Source organism: Acinetobacter sp. AS23 (assembly GCF_023612055.1).
GTDB lineage: Bacteria > Pseudomonadota > Gammaproteobacteria > Pseudomonadales > Moraxellaceae > Acinetobacter > Acinetobacter oleivorans.
This window is the reverse complement of sequence record NZ_CP082274.1, coordinates 2529378-2551013: the sequence shown is the minus strand read 5'-3', so window position 1 is coordinate 2551013 and position 21636 is coordinate 2529378. Positions and strand designations below refer to the sequence as shown.

The following is a 21636-nucleotide window of genomic DNA, read 5'->3' as shown; positions in this document are numbered from 1 at the left end:
AGAAATAAAATGTCTGGAAAAACAGAAGTTGTTAAACCATTATCAGAAGTTGCTATTAAAGATGTTAGTCATTCAAAACAAAAAATAGATAATTGGTTAAAAAGTCATACGCATAAAATTGTAACGTTAGACTTGGTTGCAAGTGTAATGGGAACAATTCCAATTATTGGCAATGTCATGGCTGCCATCGATGTGGTTTCCGACATTTGTTATATCTACGATAAAGGTTTTCAAAATGCCGATATTATGGATTGGACCACAATGGGTATCGACCTTATTGGGATTGCGCCTATTCCGGGAACAACAGCAATCCGTACTTCTGCTCGTCCAGCCCTGTTTCTAGTCCGTCAAGAAGTTAAACGTGTTGGTAAAGCTGCTTTAGGTGAAGCAGTTATTGTGGTTATCTCTAACCATTTAAATGATCAGGTTGCAGGGGACATAGAAAAATTCTGCAAAACTGGGTTAAATAAACTAAATTCAATTTTGGCCACTTGTGGTGGAACCGTCCAAAGTGCCACGACACAAATTAATGGCGGAATTGTTCGAGTTGTAACAAAAGGCCAAGTATTTACAAATGCAGGGTCAAATGCAAACCGAGCTCAGCAGCAAGCTGCTGGTGTTATTAAAGGAATAAAAAGTGGTGACTTAACGCGAGCTGGAAAAAATTTAGTTTACATGACCGAAAATTGGGGGAAGGCTCTTATTAAAACAGGAGCAAACTCCAATGCTAAAGTTGTTACTTCTTTAGTTCCTGCACATCTAAAGCAGCCGATATTAAATGTAGGTGCAACGATTAATAAAATTGGTATTACTGCCAATACTAAAATTAAAGGCTTGGGAAATGCAGCGCAGCCGCAAACAATTGGGTGGCTATTTGATGTATTGAGAATAAGTGCTTCTAAATTTAGGAAAAAGAAAGCAGCTCAAGTTAAGCCAACTCAAACTACACAAGTTAAACATGACAAGAAAAATAATAAATTAGAAAAGGCGAATACTGAACATGCAGCGACTAATAATGCGAATGCAGGTAAAAACTGTAAAGGTGGTGCGACTAAACGATCGATTACTTTTGCCATGGGTACTGAGTTTTTAAACCATACCGATGCACAAATTCATCCATTATTGGTAGAGCAATTTTCGAGAACGTATGTATCAAACTTATATCAGTATGATCACTCAATTTTCGGAGCGCGGTGGATTACACCTTTTACAACCAAGATTGCTCGTTGTTCTAGTTACAACATAAATGAACCTAAAGAACCGATTGAGCAAGAAGGTTGGGAGTACATTGGCAGCGATGGTCGTCCTGTTCGCTTACCAGAGCTAAAAGTTGGGCAGAGTTACTATGATGAAGTAGAAACTTTTACTTATACAGTTGTCTCACCTGAAATTAGAGCAATTTCATATGGTGTTTCAGAAACTCGCTTCTATCAAAAATATAAAAATGAGTTTCGTTTAGTCTCCATAGAACGTCTAAATGGATTTAGTATCGGACTACGTTACGACTATGAATTAGAAAATGGTGATAGCTATTTATCCGACATTATATTTAAACAGCAACAACAAACTTTGGCGCATGTAGCATTACAGATTAATGATGTGCAGAAAGTTGTTGCAGCTTGGTTGGTTGAAGATGGTCAACTTCTAAGACAGCTATCAGCATATGAATATAACGAGCAAGGCGATTTAATTAAGGCAACTAATGAGTTTGCTGCTTCTTATGAATATCAATACCAAGCTCACTTATTGACTCGTTATACTGATCTTACTCAAAGAGGAATGAACTTAAAGTGGGATGGCATTTTACCTAGCTCAAAAGCGATTGAAGAATGGGCCGATGATTATAGTTCCGCTACTAAATTAGATTGGGATGAAAATGTTCGAGTAACTTCAGTCATGGATATCGATGGTAACGTGACTGAATACTATTATGGTATTACGGGTTACACCTATCGAATTATTTATCCAGACAATTTGCAAGAATGGTTCTTTAGAGACCAAGCAAAAAATATAACATCGCATATTGCTACAGATGGAACAGAAACATCGTATACCTACGACGAACGCGGTAATGTCTTAAGTATGGTTCAGGCCGATGGCTCAACCTTCTATTATGAATACGACGAAAAAGATAATCTGACTGGTTTTGTTGACGCTGAACAGGGGCGTTGGTTTAAAGAATACGATGCTTCAGGAAATATAATTAAAGAAATTGATCCGCTGAAGCATGAAACAGCCTATACCTATAATGCGATGGGATTGGTGACCTCCATTAAAGATGCTAAAGGCGGTAAAAAGACACTTAAATATGATGATCAAGGGAACTTGGTTACTTATACAGATTGTTCCGGTAAAGAAATGCACTGGCGCTATGATGACCGCGGGCGTGTCAAATTTATTGAAAATGCTTTAAAGCAAAAAGTTGAATATTTCTATACAGAATTAACTGCTGAACCAAGACAGCCTCTAGCAAAAGGCTTACCGTTGAATGCTTTTGGACAACTCGAGAAAATTAAACACGCTGATGGAGCTGAAGAGCATTTTATTCATGATGAAGAAGGCCGATTATTAGTTCATATTGACCCTAAAGGCCAGCAGACACGTTATGAATATGATGCGGCTGGTTTAATTACTAAGCGTATTGACCCATTAAATCAAACCTTAAAATATCAATGGGACCGCTTGAGTCGCTTAAAACGTTTAACTAATGAAAATGGCGCAAGTTACGAGTTTGTCTATGATGCGGCGGGTAGATTAGTAAAAGAAATTGATTTTGATGGCAAAGAAACTGTTTATACGTACGATGAATATAATGGTCGTTTAACTAGTAGCATTGAGGTCGCTTCTGCCTATGGTCAAGATTTCAAAGATCGTGCTGCACCTAAAGACCGTATTCAGCAATTTATTTTTGACAGCATGGGACGTTTAGAACAACGTACAGCAGGGTATGGTTATCAAGGGCAAGAGCTTGAAGAAAAGCAAACAGAAGAATTTTCTTATGATGGCCTAGGTCATTTAGTTCAAGCTAAAAATGCAGAAACTAACTTGCAATGGTTTTATGATGCAGCAGGCAATTTAGTTAAAGAACATCATCAAGACGTTGTGACTCAGAAAACTGCTGTGTGGAAACATGTCTATGATGAATTAAATAATCGAACTACAACCATCCGACCAGATGGACAGAAAGTAGATTGGCTCACTTATGGAAGTGGACATGTCTATGGCGTAGCTTTAAATGGTGAAGATGTTGTTAGCTTTGAACGTGATGATTTACATAGAGAGACATTACGTCACTATGCAAATGGTCTTAGCCAACAACAACGTTATGATGAAGTCGGGCGCTTAACTCAGCAATTAATGTTGAATGGGCATGACAAAGGCTATCAGGCCCAAACTCAAAATAATGCCATCCAGCATACCAACCAATTGATTGAACGCTTATATCACTATGATAAAACAGGTGAGTTAACGCTCATTAAGGATACTCGTCGTGGGGCTATTCATTATAAATATGATCCTGTTGGGCGTTTATTAGAAGCGACCAGTAAACTTGGGAAAGAGACTTTTAATTTTGACCCGGCAAGTAATATTTTAGATCGATATAACAGTACCAAAGAGCAATCCGCACAACCCACTGTCACTGAAAAAGGTTATAGCTATAACCGCTTAGTCAATAACGTTGTGCAGGAATATCTTGACCAACAATATCAATATGATGCTTTTGGGCAACTGATTCGACAAAAGTCATCACAAGGTGATTTAAATCTTGAGTGGGATGTGTTGGGACGTCTTGTTCGTAGCCGAAATAATCAATATACGGCAGAGTATCGTTATGATGCCTTAGGCCGACGTATTCAAAAAAGAAGTAAAAATCACCATACAGGGCAAGAGCAGAACATTATTTATGGTTGGGATGGTGATACTTTAGCTTATGAATCTAGCGCTGATATAACTAAACACTATTTCCACGAAAAAGATAGTTTCGTGCCTTTGTTGCAAGCGGTGTATCATCACTCAATTGAGCTACACCAAACCCAAGACTGGACAGAAAAAACATATAGCATTTATAAAGACCCTTTGTGGAATACCGTAAAACAAAGCCAAGGTTTTGATGATGTATGGTTTTATCACTGCGACCATTTAGGCACACCGCAAGAAATGAGTAACCAGACAGGCGCCATTGTCTGGAAAGCTCAATATAAGGCTTGGGGTGAGTGCAAGGTAGAACAGGCTAAATCAGATTTCTTTGAAAATTCAGAAATTATTAGTAATAACATTCGTTTCCAAGGTCAGTATTATGATGGGGAAACAGGACTTCATTACAACCGTTATCGTTATTATTCGCCGTATGTAGGTCGATTTATTAGTAAAGACCCGATTGGATTGTTGGGAGGATATAACCTTTATCAATATGGTCCTAGTCCTATTGGGTGGATTGATCCTTTGGGGTTAAGTAATGAGACAGACCAAAAAAAATTAAAAAGAAAATTATCGGCTGTAGAGTCTGCTCAAAATAAAGCTGTTAAAACACGAGAGCTAAGTGATGGTAGAATAAGATATTATGAAAAAGAGGCTTTAGCTAAGACTCAAGGTCCAACTCGAGGAAGATCCCATGTTACAGAAATTAATCCTAAAACTGGTACCGTTAGAGTATGGGAGGAAACATATGATCATAATGGTAATGTAAATAGGGTACATCCTAAGATGATAAACGGTGAGGTTGTGGATATTCCACATTATCCACCAACAAAAGCAGATATAGATCAAGGTAAAGCAACTCCATCAGGGCGAGCTATAAAAAAAGGGTGTCCTCTATAATGTTACGTAATATTGATAAAATAGTATTAGATAAACTTCATTTAATTTTAGAAAATGAAATATTTGATTATCGGATAGTTGCTAGAGAAGCATATTTAATTCGTCTTGATATGGATTATTTAGAACTCAATGAGGATTTACAAAATTTGCTTGATGAATTGATTGGAATGGATGCAGGCGAAGCGGGGGAATTTTCACTTACTAAAGATGAGATTATAGCAAAAATAAATTCTATTGAAGATGTGGGGTAAAATTATTAGAACTCTTGTGAAAGTTATCTTTAATCATCTAATAGAGTGGTCGAAAAAGTTAGAAATCATCTTTAATTATTAGTTAAATGAATGGTATTTTGATAAAATCAATAAATGGTGATTTTAATTTTTCTGGGGAATTGAATGGTTTGATATTTCAAGATATTTCTGTTTGTTTTGATAGAAAATATTAGAAAGTCATTAAAATATATCTGGAATTCTCTGTTGTCTGAGAATTTTAGATATATCCATATCTAAATATTATTAAATCAGATAGATCATTATTTAATAGCTTTTCTCTAATATATTTTTCATTTGGATACGTCTCAGGAAATGAGTGATTCCCCATGTCAAATGATCTGTAAAACTTAATATAAGATTGGGATAGTTCGTTTCAACAAAGCAAGGCTTTGCACGAAGAACTATGCTCGAAATGGCAAAGAAGAAAAAGCAAAATCTAATTTCTTCGAAAATAGTGAAATTATTTCAAAAAACATCCACTTCCAAGGCCAGTATTTTGATGGCGAAACAGGGCTTCATTACAACCGTTATCATTATTATTCGCCGTATGTAGATCGGTTCATTAGTAAAGACCCGATTGGGGTGTTAGGTGGATATATATTTATGCTTATTTACCGAATCCAGTAGGATTAGTAAAGAAAAAAACATCTAAATATGCCTTAAAAGATAGTCATAATGCTACTGCTCAAGAATTAGCAGATAGTAAAATTGGTGGAGGATCTCGAAGTGGTCAATCTAAAGTTCGACAAAAATTATTAGATGAAGATAATTCTAACAATAATGGTGTTTATACTTGTGGGCGTTTAATTCATTTTTTTATATTTATCACGGATAGCATCCCCATTCATTCGTGTATTCATATGGTTAAGTTTCCCTTGACAAAATAGACAGATGTTTCTGTATTTTATAAAATAATGCCAATCCTGACAAAGTTTTCATAAAAAAAGATGTTATCTCATATACATAGAATTCTAGAAGATTTGGGTATCAGCTCGCAAAAACGCGTGCTTCATGTTCAGTTTTCTAATCCATCGTTGAATACTCAAGTCTTTTTACAAAGTATTGAAGGACAGCATCAGCTAAATGAAGCACTAACTGCCGATTTATTTTGTCTTTCTACCAGTGCCCATATTTCATTAAAACAATTTATTGGTTGTCAGGTTGCAGTCGATCAAGTAACTGATCAGGGGCAGCTATTTAGAACTACAGGAATTATTACAGAAGCCAGTCAGGGGCAGAGTGATGGTTCATTAACATTGTATAAACTGAGATTACAAGACCCGACCGCGCTATGGCATAAACGCCGAAATAGCCGTGTATTTATGAATAAAAGTGTACGGGACATTACTGAAATTCTATTTACTGAGTGGCAGAACAAAAGCCCGTTGTTTGCTTCTGGTTTAACTTTGGATTTAAAAGGTCTAACCGAAGACTACGATGTTCGACCTTTTATAATGCAAAGTAATGAAACGGATTATGAATTTTTAACTCGACTTTGGCGTAGTGAAGGCATTAACTGGTTAATTGATGAAGCTCCGTTGTTTGCCATTGATAGCTCAGTTGAGATTCAACCGCAAAAATTACGTTTAATTGATAATAATGAATCATATTTAGCATTAGACCGAAGAAATATCCGTTATCACCGTAGTAGCGCTGTTGAACAACAAGACAGTATGACAAGCCTTGTGCCAACTCGAAGCTTGCAATCTACAGCCGTGCATGTGCAACGCTGGCAGGCTGATGCTTTAAGTCAAGAAGAAGGCATGGGTAGTGTTCAGTCAAAGCATAGTCATAGTGCTAATCAGGATAATGCGAGTTTAAGTCTAGAACATGCATGGCATGTCAGTCCTGCTTGGATGCAAGACTTAAATGGGGAAGACCAAGCCACTGCATCGGGTCACCAGCAGTTAGAAAAACTCAATCAGAATCTATCTGATTATTATGCATTTCAATCAAAATATTTCCGTGCACAAACTACGGTACGTGATGCGCAAGTTGGCTATTGGTTTGAATTGGATGAACATCCTGAAATAGATACGCATAGTGGATCAGACAAAGAGTTTCTGATTGTTGGGAAAAGTTTCTATCTGCAAAATAATTTGCCTAAAGATTTGCAACAGCAAATCAATCAACTTTTTAGTCAAAGCCAATGGCAAAACAATCAATTAGGGTCAAATGACCAGACTGAGCGTCAGGGTAATGAGCTCATTTTGTCGCGTAGAAATATTAAAACTGTTCCTGAGTACCATCCGTTAGAGCACCGACCAGCAGTTTACCCGCAGCGCGCTAGAGTGGTGGGCTTGGAAGGCGAAAGTATCCATGTTGACCAATGGGGGCGCATTAAAGTTCGCTTCCTATTTACCCGAACTGACGACCATAGCCATGATGGTGGTGCAGGAAGTAATGACAATGACACCGACTCGGCTTGGGTCGATGTATTAACCGCATGGGCAGGTGAGGGTTATGGCGCACGTTTCTTACCTCGTGTGGGTGAAATCGTTGTCATCGACTTCTTTGACGGTAACATTGACCGCCCGTTTGTGGTGGGTCGTATTCATGAGGCTGAACGTCACCCAACGCAATTCGACCAAAAAGGCCAACTACCCGACACTAAAAAGCTCAGTGGTATCCGCTCCGAAGAAGTCAACGGCAAAGGCTTTAACCAACTCCGTTTTGATGACACCACAGGGCAAATCAGTGCCCAACTAAAAAGTAGCCATGCGGTAAGCCAACTAAACTTGGGGAACTTAAGCCATCCAAAAGATAAGGCGGAGAGCGAAGGCCGTGGTGAAGGTTTCGAACTCAGAACAGACCAATGGGGTGCAGTAAGAGCAGGCAGTGGTTTACTCCTTAGTACCCACAAGCAGGATCAAGCTCAAGGTGTACACCTAGATGCAAACGAAGCAAAAAAACAAATAGAAGGCAGCCTAAATAATGCTAAGGCACTCAATGAAGTTGCTAAAAACCAGCAAACTGATCCATTAGATATGCTTGAGAACATTCAAACTTTCTTAGAGGTTCTTAAACAAGACGACCCTAAAAAGGCTGCTGAGTTTCAATCGGCAGTGATGCTCTTGGCATCTCCAAAAAGTATTGCTGTAAGTAGTAATGAAGATATCTATCTCAGTGCAAATGGTCAGCTCACTCAAAGTGCTGGTGACAGTATTAATCTCAGTACACAAAAAAGTATAGTGGGTCATGCGAGCCAAAAGATTAGTCTGTTTGCCGCTCAGGAGGGTGCTCGACTTTTTGCTGGTCAAGGTAAAGTAGAAATTCAGGCACAAGGTGATGGCTTAGATGTGATTGCTCGAAAGGGTGTACAAATTACTTCAACTGAAGACACGGTTTTTATTACTAGCCCAACTGAAATTAATCTGACTGCAAGTGGATCTCAAGTTAAGTTGAATGGTTCGGGTATTTTCCCTGTTACGGGTGGTAAGCTTGAGGTGAAAGCAGGGCAGCATTTATTTATGGGGGGAGCCAAGGTGGCAACGAAAAACCCAGAATTGGCAATGTTGCCAGATTACCATTTAACTTATATAGCCAAAGATATAACTGGAAATCCATTGAAAAATAAAAAATATTTAATGATTTTACCGAATGGGGAAATGGTCAGTGGTGTGACAGATGGTCAAGGTAAAACACAGAAGATCACAACCAAGGGTCCTCAGCAAATCCAAATTAGTTTAGAAGATCACGTTCATGATGGTTTTGTAACTTTTGAAGAAGAATAAATGATGAATAAGATTAAATTAAAACTATTTATTAATGTATTGCCTGATAATGATACGATTGTTTGCCATGGAATGGATTATTCTGTAACTGAAAAGGGAAAACGGCCAGGACAGGTAAATAAACTTGCGATAGCTATTGGGAGTGCAAAGAATCCTAAACCTCTTGTGCAGCCGTTGGATTTTAACTCCATTTATAAAAATAAACCTATTCCAGCTCAGACGATCGCCCAAAATATGGCGAGATATAAAGATGTACATGAAGGTCCAAGCTTGAGTCAGAACCGAGAAGCTAAAACTGACATGAAAGGTTTTACTAAAGAAATGGATCTGCCAGCTGGTGAGTATGATCTTTGGATTAAAAGAACGGATTCAGAGTGGGAGAAAGCCATTAATATTAATGGTAGTTCAGGTCTCCATATAAAAGAAGAAAAGCAAGGAATCACTACTATAGAATATCAAATCAAACAATATTATCGCTATAAAATAGAAGGATTTAGGGGGAATAAACTATCTGATAATATTCCATTTGAAACTTTTACTTTTGACAAAGAGGGTAAGGAAAAGAAAATTAGTTTACCTAATGTAAAAATGAGTGTTGTAGATAAGAATGGTTTTACTCCACCTTTATATTCGCCAAAAGGTGAAGTTATATTCGTAAAATTTAAATTCGTAAATATGTCTGCTCAACCAGATAAAAAAGACATACAGCATTTTGCAACTATGAGTAAAAAGAATTATGTCACTGTACAGTTGAAGTCTGTTGCGAAGATAACAAAGCAAGATAAGAATACGACAGTAACTTTGCAGGGCAATGGAAAACCGCCTGTTATTTTAAATATGCATCGAGAGGAAATGATAGTTCTTTCAGCAGAGGATTATGCTGAGTTTGAAAAGGAAAGTTCGAAACTAGATAAATTATTTGGAAACTCTTTTGATGCTAAAAATAAATTAGCAGAAGCAATAAAATCTGGTAGTGTTTCTAATGTTAAAAAAGCAGAAGAAGAAATAAAAGAAGCAGAGAAAAAGATCGAAGAGGAGTTAAATAAAAACTTTAAAAAAGCGGCTGATCTAACAGAAGTCATTACTTTTGAAGCGCGTCAAAAGAAAAATCCGAATGGCAACACGCAAGAGTTTGATTTCAGACGTCGATATCTGCGTACTGACCGATATATGCAGTTACAACAAAAGAAAAAGAACAAAGAGAGCTTTAAGGTAACGGTTTTAGGAACAGAGTTAAAGAAACTTAAAGATATAAAACAAGACTTTAAGAAAATTAACCAAGAGACTATCCATAATGAATTTAAAAAAGTTAGTTTAGATCTTGCGAAATATTCTAAGCAAACGGGAACTAAAGTTTGGGATTTCTCTGCTTTTAGTGCGGGTTTTGTCGAACAAATTAAGCTTTCAGACAGCTTAACGGTTGATATTCAATCACAATGGTTAAGATGTGTTGGTGGCGCTGGCTTATCGACAAGTGCAAGCTGGAAACCCGAAAGTGGTGAGGTGAATGCTAAGGCGAATGTTAATGCTCAAGGCAAACTAGTGTTATTTGAAGGGAAGGCAAAAACCACCTATGTAATTCCATGTGATAAAGGTTGGATGCTCAACTTTGATGACATTGATCTAGGTGCATTTCGATTTATTATTGGCATGGAACTCTACGGCTTTGCAGGTGCAAAAGTGGCCGCAGGGATTGGTTTAGAGATAAGCTATAGTAAAAATGGGCAGCAACAATTGGCTGCTAATGGTAGAAGAAATCGAAATCCTTCACTCGCCAATAATATGGGAGAAAACCGCCCAAGATTTGTCCCAATGGATCGAGATGAAACCATTATTCCTGGTAGTGGTGCAAGTTCTGAGGGGCAAATTGAGGCATTTGCTGGCGCTGAGGCAGGTATCAAACCATCGGGTGAATTTCAATGGCTTTCACCGGAAGCTAAAGATTTCAAGGCTTTGGCGAGTTTGGCATTGGATTTTGCTGCTAGTGCTGGATTGGGAGCGGGAGTTAATTTTAAACTATTTTATTGGGCAAAAGAAAATCAATTCCGTTTTAGGGCCAAAGCAGCCTTATGTGTTGGTTTGGGGGCAAAAGGTGCATTAGATTTCGTTATTGATTTTAGTCAGGTACTTGAAGTGTTGAAATGGGTGCACTACCAGCTTATACGCGCTCAATTCACAATATTAGGTTTTATTGCGGAAGATGCTTTTAGAAATTTAAGTCAATTGGCTGTAATTGCTCTGGGTAATGACTCTATAACTGCTAAAACTCTCAATGACATTGCTGAGGAGTTTGATAATTTTAATGGTAAGTATTCCGATGCGAAAAATTCAGTTGATTTAGCCAATAAAATTAAAAGACAACCGGAGTGGCTAAAACAAGCAACCCCTGAAGCCAAGGGAATGCTAATCTACCAAATGACTAGACACAATAAAGTTACTCATTTAGCTGACTACCCGACATCTTTAACGTCTCCATATTTACCTAGCCATAAGCAAGCTGTTATTGCAATTTTTGAAACTATTACAACAGAAAATGAATGGTTAAATGTTCTCCAAAGAATGTCTTTTGATGGTTCAAAATCAACTAATAGTATTAAAAAATTAGAAAAACAACTCTTGGTTTTTTTACATGATGGTGTTTGGTCTCAGGTCTCAGATATTGTAAAAGAATATGCTTTTAATTCAGATACAGTTGGACGTGGAAGTGAATATTTAGAGCAATATGAAAAATTACGCTCAAAAGTTGTAAAAACAATTCCTTTACATGAAAAAGCACCAATGAATAATCCAAGGGAGTTGAAAAAGTTAAGAGAGAAAATGGCTGAAGACCCAAGTATTGTTAATGCGGATACTTTAGTTGCTTTAAATACGGAAGCTGTACCATCACTTGAAGTCGATGGTACTGATGCAGAATTGTTTATTGCAGCAAATTATCAACAAAACTCTGATGGTTCATATATGGCTTAAAGTTATTTAATCGGTTGCTGGATATTGGCAACACAACGAACGGAATATAAGCGATACTTTGATTTACTTTCATCATTTGGAATAGGTAAGGCTTTACTTCTAGCTATATTAAAACCATCAGCCATCATTAAGTTATCGGCTCCCATTGCTAGAGTACCTCGTAAAACCTTTTCAGTACCTGTTTTTGGTCCTATTGGGTTATTGCTAGGTGAGTGTTTGTAATAATCTTTATCGTACCAATCATTCATCCATTCATAATTATTAGTAACAAGATCATAAAAACCTAAAGGGTTTGGTGGTGTTTGACCTATAACCGGAATATTCGCGACAGTTTGTAAGTCATGTAAATGTCTGTAGTTATCATATTGATCTAATCCCCATAGGTTTTTCTTTGGTTCTACTTTACCTGTATTTGTTGCAAATAAAGTATATTGTCCTTTATTTCGGGCTACATATTCCCATTGCGCTTCAGTAGGTAAGTCCATCGGTGTACCTACTTGTTGCCCAAGCCACTGACAGTATTCTTTGGCTTGTTGCCAAGCCATACCAGTTGCTACTTCGTGAGCAATATTTGAACCATAACGTTTATTATCCGTACTCGCAACTTGTCCAGTAGCTTCAGTAAAAGTATTAAAATCCTCTAAGGTGGTCTTATAAGCATTCATATTAAAACTACTAAGGGAAACTTTATGAAGTGTTTTATTATCGGCCCCTGGAGAGAATGGTTGGTTACTAGGTTTTTCAGTATTACCTTTCGGGTTCTTCACTGCCATACTGTTTGGAACCATTTTTTCTAATTCTGGAGTTACTAGTCCAAAGTCACCCATTAGGTAGCTACCACCTTCAACAAAGATCATATTCTTTTTGGTTTTCTCAACCAATTTTTGAATTTTTTGTTGAAGTTCTTGTGAGGGCTTTGATGACTTATGATTTGTTTCAGTAGATTTAGCACACGCACTTAAAGCAAGGCTTGAAAATAAAACAATAGCTATATTCTGTTTCATCATTTTGTTGGAAATCATTACGTTGAATATTGATAAAACTATTTTAGTAAGAGATATAAAAGATATAAAGAGCGGTTTTGTTATTCAACTCAGTGAATAGTCATCAGAGTTTATGAAAAATTAAAATGAATTCAGATATTTTATAAGTGAAATATAGATTAGATGATCTTTTGGGGAGGGAATCAGATATGAACCAATTGGGTAGTTAAAGGAGGATTTATAATTCTTAATGATGTATTTACAAAAAACAAACTTAAATTTTTTCTTCTATTTTTTGATAATTTGTCGAAGAAAAAGCATGCTTAGAGCAGGGTGTGGCACTTTTTAACCTTTAGCTAGAAAATTAAATTTATATAAATAAGTATAATAGATAGACAGATTAGTCTTGACAAGTTTTGTGTTTTTTGCACTTTAATTTTTACTTTACGTTTTGATGATGTGTTCATAACCAAATAGAAATACCTTCTAGTTAATATAAACTTAAATATTGTTAAGCAAATGTTTCATAAAAACTAAATGAATGATATTTATAATAATTTATAAATTAGTTTTAATTTTTATTTAATGCATAACAATCAATAACTTATTTTTAATTACAAAAAATAACAATATTATATTTTTATAAGAATAACTTTATTAAGCTATATTTTATAACCATCTTAACTATTTACTTTTAGTTTAAGTTGATATGATTTTTATATAAAATATGTTTGTTTATATGATAAACTGCGCGTAAATTTTTTGAATATAAGGTTTTTAGACTGATTTTTTAATGTTTTATCAATATTAACTTTTCAGTAAAGCCTTGAATAAATAAGAAAACAGAGGAATAAAAGTTGTGTTGAAACGAAGTATTTTGATACTTTCTCTGACTGGAAACATTATCGGTCTATCAGGTGCTCATGCAGCAGAACTTGAGCCTGTAAAACTTAAAAAAAGTTGTATTAAAAAAAATCCTTTAGCAGAAGGTCAGAATGACCCTGAGCTATTGAATATTTTTAAACAAGTTTGTGATAGTGATAATACGACTCAAAAAAATGATTTATTAGCTAAAGCAGCTATGCGTTTTTATCAAACCAATCAACCAGTTAAAGCATTAAATTTAGCAAGTCAATTGCAAAGTCAAAATATACGCGGTTCATTAATAACAGATGTTTTATTTTTATCTGGTGTAAGCATTGCAAATAACTCTTTGCAGCAAATGCGAAGTCAGGAAATGCGTTATTTAAGCAACGATGTAACTTATCCACCTGCTAAACAATTAATTGAAAATATCCATACTTCAATGCCTGCACCAGATACTTCAAATGTTAAGGCGGCTACAGAAGGTGGCTCAGTTGATAATGAAAGAAGAAGTTATAAAAAACAAACTGTAACACGCAACAGAGTTACTGCTTCCAGAGCAGCAACAAAACGAGTAGCAACTCCAGCAAAAGCAACTGCGGTTAAACCAAAAACTGCCCCTGTAGCCAATGTTAATAAATCAAAAAGTTCGCCTTTTGACCCTTTAATTAAATAATCAGGAATAGAATCTTATGGCTAAGAGAGAAAGCGTACAAAAGAAGCTTCAGCGAATTCGACCTCCACGTGTTCAGCTTACATATGATGTCGAAATTGGTGATGCAAAAGAAGCGAAGGAACTACCATTTGTTGTTGGTGTGATGGGTGATTTTTCGGCAGCTTCTGAGCTTGAACGTACAAAATTAAAAGATAAAAAATTCATTAATGTCGATTTAGATAATATTGATGAAGTTATGGAGTCATTGTCTCCAAGAGCTGCTTTTCAAGTAGATAATACGCTGACTGAAGAGGGTGGAAGAATTGCAGTTGATTTAACATTTAAATCAATGGAAGATTTTCGCCCAGAAAATGTTGTTCAACAGGTTGACCCATTAAAAAAACTTGTTGAAGCACGTGAGCGTTTAACAGATCTAAGAAATAAGATTTCTAACAGTGAGCGTTTAGAAGACTTACTTGATGAAGTGCTTAAGAGTACTGATCAAATCCGTAAATTAAGTGCGGAGGCTGATCATGAATAATGCTCAATCGGCAGCAATGCCTCTTGTTGAAAATGAACAAGTTAATCTTTTAGACTCGATTGTTGAAGAAAGCCGTATTGCCCGAAATGAAGAAGAACATTCGCGTGCAAAAAGCTTAATCGGTGAACTTGCCAAAGAAGTAATGGCAGGCACAATTACAGTTTCTGAAAATATGACTTTATCAATCGATAAACGTATTGCAGAAATTGATGCTCTGATTTCAAATCAATTAAGTCAGATCATGCACAATGAACAATTCCAAAAGATTGAGTCAACTTGGCGTGGTCTTTACTACTTCTGTCAAGAAACACCTTCTAATCCTCTCATTAAAATTCGTATGTTGAATACGACTAAAAAAGAGTTGGTCAAAGATTTTCAAGGTGCTACAGACTTTGATCAAAGTACTTTGTTCAAAAAAATCTATGAAGAAGAATATGGATCTTTTGGTGGTGCACCATATTCGGCACTGATTGGTGATTTTGAATTTGACCGTACGCCTTCTGATATGTATTTGCTTGAGCAAATTTCTCATGTTGCTGCAGCGGCTCATGCACCGTTTATTTCGGCGGCTAGTCCAAGCATTCTTGGTCTTGAATCATTTACAGATATTGACCGCCCTAGAGATGTGTCGAAAATCTTTGAAACAGCTGAATATGTTCAATGGCGTTCATTCCGTGACAGTGAAGATGCTCGTTATGTCGCTTTAACCTTGCCGCATGTGCTTGGTCGTCTTCCTTATCATCCAAAAGAAGGAACTGCTACAGAAGGGTTTAACTTTGCTGAAGATGTTTCGGGTGCAAACCACAACGAATATTTGTGGATGAATGCTGCTTATGCTTTCGGTACTCGTTTAACAAATGCATTTGATATGCATGGTTGGTGTGCTGCAATTCGTGGTGTTGAAGGCGGTGGTTTAGTCGAAGGCTTACCTGTTCATACGTTTAAAACACAAGATGGCGAAGTGGTATTCAAGTGCCCAACAGAAATTGCGATTACTGATCGCCGCGAAAAAGAATTAAGCGATTTGGGCTTTATTCCTTTAGTGCATTGTAAAAATACCGATTACGCTGCTTTCTTTGGCGCGCAATCAACTCAAAAACCTAAAAAATATGACAATGATACAGCAAATGCTAACTCTGCTTTATCAAGTCAAATTCAGTACATCATGGCCGTTTCACGTATTGCTCATTATTTAAAAGCAATGATGAGAGACAAAGTGGGTAGCTTTGCTTCTGCTGGAAATGTTGAAGCATTCTTAAATGAGTGGTTGTCACAGTATGTATTACTTGATGATGGCGCTTCTCAAGAAGCGAAAGCTCAGTACCCTCTGCGCGAAGCGTCTGTAAAAGTTGTAGAAGATCCTGCTCAACCAGGTCACTACAAATCTGTGGTTTTCTTGCGACCACACTTCCAGCTGGATGAGTTGTCAGTTTCTTTGCGACTTGTTACTGAGTTACCTCAGTCCTCAAATTAATAAAGGTCAGCGAAAGAATAACTTTAAATTACAAATAGGAAAGTTCTAAATGAAAGATATATACGTTGAGTTTCGCGGTAAATATAAAGTTGATGGCGAGTCTCGTGACTCTGAGCACAAAGGCTGGTTAGAAGTTAACTCTTGGTCTCACAACATTCGCCAACCTAAATCTGCTACTTCAAGTAGTGTTGGTGGCCATACTGCTGAACGTGTTGAACATTCAGATATGCTTTTTATTAAAGACCTAGATGCAACTAGCCCGAAATTATGGGAAGCATGTTCAGCTGGTTATACATTTGATGAAGTACAAATTGATTTTTATCGTGCAAATGGCGATAAACGTATCAAGTACTTACAAATTAAATTGAAGCATGTTCTAGTTTCTAGTGTAACTCCAACTGTTAACGAAGAAGGTGTACCAACTGAAGCGTTTGGTTTGAAATACGCAGCTGTTGAGTGGACTTATAACCAACAAGATATTAACGGTACTGCTAAAGGTGCTGTTACTAAGAAATGGTCACTTTCTAATAATACTGCTTCTTACGCAGCATAATTATCTAAGTGAATATTTGGTGGAGGCTGACATAAAGTTAGCCTCTGCTGTCTTTAAGCATGCTTGTTGTGAACTCGAATGAATTTAGATCGGCTTTATCCATATGGATTTCGTTCAACTTTGTTTGATCGCTTAATTCCTGAAAATGAAGATTATGCAAAGGGTCTTTCTATTCAGCAGTTAAGAGAATCGGTAGCAAAAGATTTAGAAGACTTGCTGAATAGTCGAGTCGCTAAATTGGATCATGTGGTTGATGATTATCCGCTAGTTAAAAAATCTATACTTCAGTTCGGGATTATTGATTTTGTGGGGCTTTCTACAGCCAATCCGCTAGATCGAGACAAGATTTGCCAATCCATTGAACAATCAATAGCAGCTCATGAACCTAGATTAAGACAAATACGGGTAGAGATGTTGTTGGATGGACATAATATGGGGGCACTATGTTTAAGTATTCAGGCCTATCTTAATATTCATCCACTGTATGAACCTGTCGTTTTTGATGCATTGCTAAAACCGACAACGCAGCAATATGTAATTTCAGCGAGAACCTAAGCGTAGTGGGTGTGTTGTGATAGAAGAGCTTTTACCGTTTTACGAAAAACAACTACAAGAATTTGGTCAGCAATCTCGTGAATTTTCGCAAAAATATCCGAAAATTGCTCAGCGCTTATCTTTAAATCAAGAGCAAATTGATGATCCGCATATTGAGCGTCTTATACAGGCATTTTCATTAATTGCTGCCCGCATTGATAAAAAGCTTGCTGATAGTTATGACGTATTTACGCGTTGTCTCTTTGAGGTGATGTTTCCTCAATACTTACGTCACTTTCCTGCTTGTTCGGTGGTCAGTTTCGAAGATATAAATAAGATAAAGCAGCTCACAGAAGCCCATATTGTTCCTGCACACACCGTCTTGAAGTCGCGTAGTTTTAAAGGGGTTCAATGTGAGTTTAATACTACACAAGAAGTCAAATTACTCCCGATAAGCTTGCAAGCGCTAGAGTTTAAAAGCACACCTAGTGCACATATGCATTTAAGTCAAAATGCGACTTTAAATTTTAAATTCGAAATTTTTAACAATGCTCATCTATGTTTAAAAGATGAAAAACTACCTATTTATTTAGATGCAATTTCTAATTTTCCACTTCAAGTACTAGACAGCATTTTTAAGAAGGGAACAACTTTTGCTATTAAAATAGGGCAGAAAGTTGTTGAGCTTAATAAAAATCCATTTGAATTAACTGGCTTTTCAGAGCAGGAAAGTCTATTGCCTCTCGATCAGCATACTCATCATGCCTATCGATTGCTGATGGAATATTTTTGTTTTCCTGAAAAATTTAATTATCTAAAACTTGATTTAAGTTTTTTAAAGCTTCTATCTTTAGAAGAGAGTGGTTTTGAGCTGCTTATACATTTTAAATTAAATTTAAATGATCAAGCTGTAGTCCGAAATTATTCTGAATTAAATATCGCTAATTTTAAATTGTTTACTACACCAGTCATTAATTTATTTGAAAAATATGCTGAACCTCAAAAAATTGTACACAAGCAATTAGAGTACCCACTGATTACAGACGCACATCATCCTGAGTTTTATCAAGTCTATTCAATTACTGAAATGAATATGGTGCGTGAAAAAACTAGTCACGAAGAAAGCTATGTTCCTGTGCTACCTTTTTTCGCGATGAGTCACTACCATGCGGATAAGGCTCGTTTTTTCTATTCAGTGAACTATCAAAAATTACAGCCCAATTTCGTCGAAATGGGATATTCAATTATTTCTAAAAATCTAAATCCTTCGTCAACACGTTCGGATTTTATTAGCACAAAATTATTATGCTCAAATCGTGACTTACCACATGAAGCATTGGGCCAGTCTAATAATATATTGAACCTCAATGATAGTAGTTTGGCTCGTCGTGCTATTGTTTTAAAAAGACCTACAAAACCATATCAATTTGGTCAAAGTCAGAGCGAGCAGTGGCGTGTTATTTCGCACCTTTCATTGAATAGTTTAGCTTTAATGAAAGGTGATGCGGTATCTCATATTAAAGAGTTACTTGTGTTATACAACTTACCATTATCAAAAGAAAATTATTTAATTATTGAATCAATTAAGCATCTTGAATTTTCACTTACTCACAAACTTGTAGATGGAAAGCCATTTCCAATGTTTGTAAGGGGTGTGAAGGCCGAATTGCAAATTGATTCATCTGTATTTAGAGGGCATAGCCTATACATTTTTAGCCAATTGTTAAGTCGTGTTTTTAATTTAAAGGTTCAAATTAATAGTTTCGTTGATTTGGTTGTTAAGGATTATTCATCTCAGCAGGAGTTATACCAATGCAGTCAGAACGTTGGTGGCAAGACTCTTCTATAACAGCTGAGCTCTTTACAAAGCCAAAGTCTTTTGAATTTATCCAAGCAACACGGCTATTAAGACACGATTCAAGTCGCACAGCTGGTACATCTTGGAGTGATCATTTTAAGTTTGAGACATCCTTTAATTTAAATTTTCCTGCTACAGAAATTGAAAATTTAGAATTAACGGACGAGCGGATTTATATCACGAATTTAATTGTTGGTCTCACGGGCATACAAGGCGCTTTACCTTATACATATACGAATAAAATTAAGCAGGCCCCGCGTCAGCAAAGAGCTGTAACTAAAGAGTTTCTGAGCTTATTTAATCATAAGCTTACTGCTCAATATGTAGAGTCGAGCATTACCTATAATTTGCCGATTCGATATGAGATTGAGCATAAAAATGATTATCTGGATATTCTGCATGCGTTAAATGGCTATGTACGGTCGCAACATCAGCAAACAGAGCTTGATGACTATTTTGCAGAGTTTTCTGGATTAATGCAGGGCCAGAATAATACAGTTCATGCATTAAAAACGATGTTGTCGTGTATTTTTAAACACGAAATTACGATTAAGGAGTTCATACAAGAGTCTTTTAAGTTGGCGAGTGACCAATTAACAACTTTAGGTGGAACTCAGCCGAGCCTACTTGGTGTTAATACATTTTGTGGCGAAACTATTCAGCAAATTGATGGGAAAATTGAAATTCAAATTGGGCCATTAAAGCGTCAGCAATATCTCAGTTTTTTACCAAATCAAGAATTAAGTTTAAAGCTTAAAAAAATTGTAGAAACTTGGTGCAGTCCAACTTTATCAATAGATCTTCGACTCGTATTGGATGAGTCAGAAATAGAACCTATTTGTCTCACTCACGATAATGAGAATGGTTTGGGGCAAGGTTCTTTTCTTATATCACGAGAACCGAAAGTACATAGTCATGAAACTTGCTATAGCCTTATTGGAGAGCGAATATGATTAAAAAAATATTACTCTCGTTCATCGCTATTTTTGCATTAGTTAGTGGATTTATTATTTTCTACTGGCGTGATGTTCAATATAACCCTGATAAGGGTGATTTTTTCCTTTATTTCCTGCTATTACCAGCAATTATTACCTTGGTGATCTTATCCCCATGGTTAGTTTATAGCGCTTATAAAAATTATAAAGAAAAGAAAGAACAAGCTATAAATCAAGATAAAGGTGATGCTAACCAAAAACAAACTGCGGTAACTGATGCACCACTCGAACAGCTAGATTTTAATATTTACTCTTCTTTTGCTGTACATGCACTCGGTGAGAATGAAAGCATTATTGAGCAGCTACAAAACTTTAAAAGTCCAGAGCTGGATGATCAACTGTTAAATTCTTACGGATTGCCTCTTTTATCTTACCGAATTAAAGACTTTGATGAAGATAATCATGAGGAGAGCGAGTATGCATCTCCACGACAAGTTCGTATGATGTCATTAATAAAACAGCAATTAGAACAAAATATAGAAAACTTATATTTTCTAGCAGAGCATTTAAAACGTTCAACTTTATTTTATGAGTCGCAGCAAGCACGTGAATATCATATGCACCCGGCATGGGTTGATCCTGAGTCTGAATATGATGATGTTCAAATGCCGATAGTCGAAGTTTATCGTTTAAATCGCTTAAATCTACATATCCTTCTTTCGGAGGATTTATTACATATCTGGAATGATGAACAAAGTAATGAATTAATTTTAGAGTTTTTTGCTGAGATCGGCATTCCTGCTCAAAAGATCCATATTGAATATCATTTTTTTGGAGAGCAATTGGCTTATCAAGAGCTGATACACCTATTAAAGGGTATTCATAAAAGAGAACACGAGATATTCTTTTTGCTCGTAGCCGATTCCGAAATTGATCAGGATCTAGTCGATGAAAAGTCTTGGATGATTAAAGATTATATTCCTGCTGAATTTGCAGCAAGCTGTTTACTTGCTGATCCTTTAGTAAAAATTCAAGAATTAGAACCTACAAAAAATCTAAAAGTTGTTGTAGGCCAACAAGATACGGCAAAGCTTTTTACTAATTTTGAATTTCATGACTTACCTCAGCATGAAGGTGAGGAACCTTATGTGTTGATATTGTCAGATCAGACCGATATAAAAGTTTCGAAAAAAATGCAGCAGCACTTTCTTCAAACACCTGTAGAACCACATCACTATATTTATGTGAAATCTTCATTAGGGCATACCCAACATTTAGCTGATATTTATGGCTTTATGCTGAGCATGCATTTCCCTGAACATATCATTCCTTTTGTCTTTGGTGAAAATACAGTGTCAGCACATACATTTGTGCAAAGTGTCACTGAAAATTCAGAAGATGATGTGATGGTGTTGAATAACTAATTTAAACTTTGGACTTAGAACGAG

The 21636-nt window shown here is 36.3% G+C and carries 13 protein-coding genes and 1 pseudogene; 13 read left to right on the top strand and 1 reads right to left on the bottom strand.

Features of this window, described 5'->3' with window-relative positions; translation table 11 throughout:
* Positions 1-9 precede the first annotated feature (9 nt).
* From K6I41_RS11890 to K6I41_RS11870, 5 genes and pseudogenes are all read left to right on the top strand, one after another.
* Positions 10-4818 (top strand): RHS repeat-associated core domain-containing protein, encoded by a 4809-nt coding sequence (locus K6I41_RS11890; RefSeq protein WP_250374385.1) that lies wholly within the window; start codon positions 10-12, stop codon positions 4816-4818.
* Positions 4818-5069, top strand: a complete 252-nt coding sequence (locus tag K6I41_RS11885) for a hypothetical protein (protein ID WP_250374384.1) — start codon at positions 4818-4820, stop codon at positions 5067-5069. Before K6I41_RS11890 ends, K6I41_RS11885 begins: the two co-directional genes overlap by 1 nt.
* 438 nt (positions 5070-5507) lie before the next feature.
* A pseudogene (locus tag K6I41_RS19200) lies at positions 5508-5720 on the top strand (RHS repeat-associated core domain-containing protein); the annotation flags it as partial.
* Positions 5721-6037: 317 nt separating this feature from the next.
* Positions 6038-8824, top strand: coding sequence for a DUF2345 domain-containing protein (locus K6I41_RS11875; protein ID WP_250374383.1), 2787 nt, complete (start codon positions 6038-6040; stop codon positions 8822-8824).
* Positions 8825-11791 (top strand): ATPase, encoded by a 2967-nt coding sequence (locus K6I41_RS11870; RefSeq protein ID WP_250374382.1) that lies wholly within the window; start codon positions 8825-8827, stop codon positions 11789-11791. It begins immediately after the preceding gene.
* A 2-nt stretch (positions 11792-11793) separates the two neighbouring features.
* Here K6I41_RS11870 and K6I41_RS11865 read toward each other — a convergent pair whose 3' ends face one another.
* Positions 11794-12798: a formylglycine-generating enzyme family protein gene (locus tag K6I41_RS11865; protein ID WP_250374381.1), complete on the bottom strand. Its 1005-nt coding sequence runs from the start codon at positions 12796-12798 to the stop codon at positions 11794-11796.
* An 826-nt stretch (positions 12799-13624) separates the two neighbouring features.
* Here K6I41_RS11865 and K6I41_RS11860 point away from each other — a divergent pair.
* The 8 genes from K6I41_RS11860 (at position 13625) to K6I41_RS11825 (ending at position 21612) form a co-directional block, all read left to right on the top strand.
* Positions 13625-14314, top strand: coding sequence for a hypothetical protein (locus tag K6I41_RS11860; RefSeq protein WP_151822129.1), 690 nt, complete (start codon positions 13625-13627; stop codon positions 14312-14314).
* A 16-nt stretch (positions 14315-14330) separates the two neighbouring features.
* The gene (tssB, locus tag K6I41_RS11855; RefSeq protein ID WP_003651049.1) at positions 14331-14834 is read left to right on the top strand and encodes a type VI secretion system contractile sheath small subunit; all 504 of its coding nucleotides are present in this window, start codon (positions 14331-14333) and stop codon (positions 14832-14834) included.
* A complete protein-coding gene (tssC, locus tag K6I41_RS11850) occupies positions 14827-16308 on the top strand; it encodes a type VI secretion system contractile sheath large subunit (RefSeq protein WP_013198291.1) in 1482 nt (493 codons plus the stop codon). The genes tssB and tssC overlap by 8 nt, the downstream gene beginning before the upstream one ends.
* A 49-nt stretch (positions 16309-16357) precedes the next feature.
* On the top strand, positions 16358-16861 hold the full coding sequence (locus K6I41_RS11845; RefSeq protein WP_003651052.1) for an Hcp family type VI secretion system effector: 504 nt from the start codon (positions 16358-16360) through the stop codon (positions 16859-16861).
* Between the two features lie 78 nt (positions 16862-16939).
* Positions 16940-17416 carry a type VI secretion system baseplate subunit TssE gene (gene tssE / locus K6I41_RS11840; RefSeq protein WP_250374380.1) on the top strand — a complete coding sequence of 159 codons (477 nt, stop codon included), beginning with the start codon at positions 16940-16942 and terminating at the stop codon, positions 17414-17416.
* A 16-nt stretch (positions 17417-17432) separates the two neighbouring features.
* Positions 17433-19244: a type VI secretion system baseplate subunit TssF gene (gene tssF, locus K6I41_RS11835; RefSeq protein ID WP_250374379.1), complete on the top strand. Its 1812-nt coding sequence runs from the start codon at positions 17433-17435 to the stop codon at positions 19242-19244.
* Positions 19208-20206 carry a type VI secretion system baseplate subunit TssG gene (gene tssG / locus K6I41_RS11830; protein WP_250374378.1) on the top strand — a complete coding sequence of 333 codons (999 nt, stop codon included), beginning with the start codon at positions 19208-19210 and terminating at the stop codon, positions 20204-20206. The genes tssF and tssG overlap by 37 nt, the downstream gene beginning before the upstream one ends.
* Positions 20203-21612: a hypothetical protein gene (locus tag K6I41_RS11825; protein WP_250374377.1), complete on the top strand. Its 1410-nt coding sequence runs from the start codon at positions 20203-20205 to the stop codon at positions 21610-21612. The genes tssG and K6I41_RS11825 overlap by 4 nt, the downstream gene beginning before the upstream one ends.
* Positions 21613-21636: the final 24 nt, after the last annotated feature.

Bases quoted from the DNA above. Each gene is read 5' to 3' on its own strand.
- K6I41_RS11890 (WP_250374385.1), top strand. From the start codon at position 10: ATGTCTGGAAAAACAGAAGTTGTTAAACCATTATCAGAAGTTGCTATT.
- K6I41_RS11885 (WP_250374384.1), top strand. From the start codon at position 4,818: ATGTTACGTAATATTGATAAAATAGTATTAGATAAACTTCATTTAATT.
- K6I41_RS11875 (WP_250374383.1), top strand. From the start codon at position 6,038: ATGTTATCTCATATACATAGAATTCTAGAAGATTTGGGTATCAGCTCG.
- K6I41_RS11870 (WP_250374382.1), top strand. From the start codon at position 8,825: ATGATGAATAAGATTAAATTAAAACTATTTATTAATGTATTGCCTGAT.
- K6I41_RS11865 (WP_250374381.1), bottom strand. From the start codon at position 12,798: ATGATGAAACAGAATATAGCTATTGTTTTATTTTCAAGCCTTGCTTTA.
- tssB (WP_003651049.1), top strand. From the start codon at position 14,331: ATGGCTAAGAGAGAAAGCGTACAAAAGAAGCTTCAGCGAATTCGACCT.
- tssC (WP_013198291.1), top strand. From the start codon at position 14,827: ATGAATAATGCTCAATCGGCAGCAATGCCTCTTGTTGAAAATGAACAA.
- K6I41_RS11845 (WP_003651052.1), top strand. From the start codon at position 16,358: ATGAAAGATATATACGTTGAGTTTCGCGGTAAATATAAAGTTGATGGC.
- tssE (WP_250374380.1), top strand. From the start codon at position 16,940: ATGAATTTAGATCGGCTTTATCCATATGGATTTCGTTCAACTTTGTTT.
- tssG (WP_250374378.1), top strand. From the start codon at position 19,208: ATGCAGTCAGAACGTTGGTGGCAAGACTCTTCTATAACAGCTGAGCTC.
- K6I41_RS11825 (WP_250374377.1), top strand. From the start codon at position 20,203: ATGATTAAAAAAATATTACTCTCGTTCATCGCTATTTTTGCATTAGTT.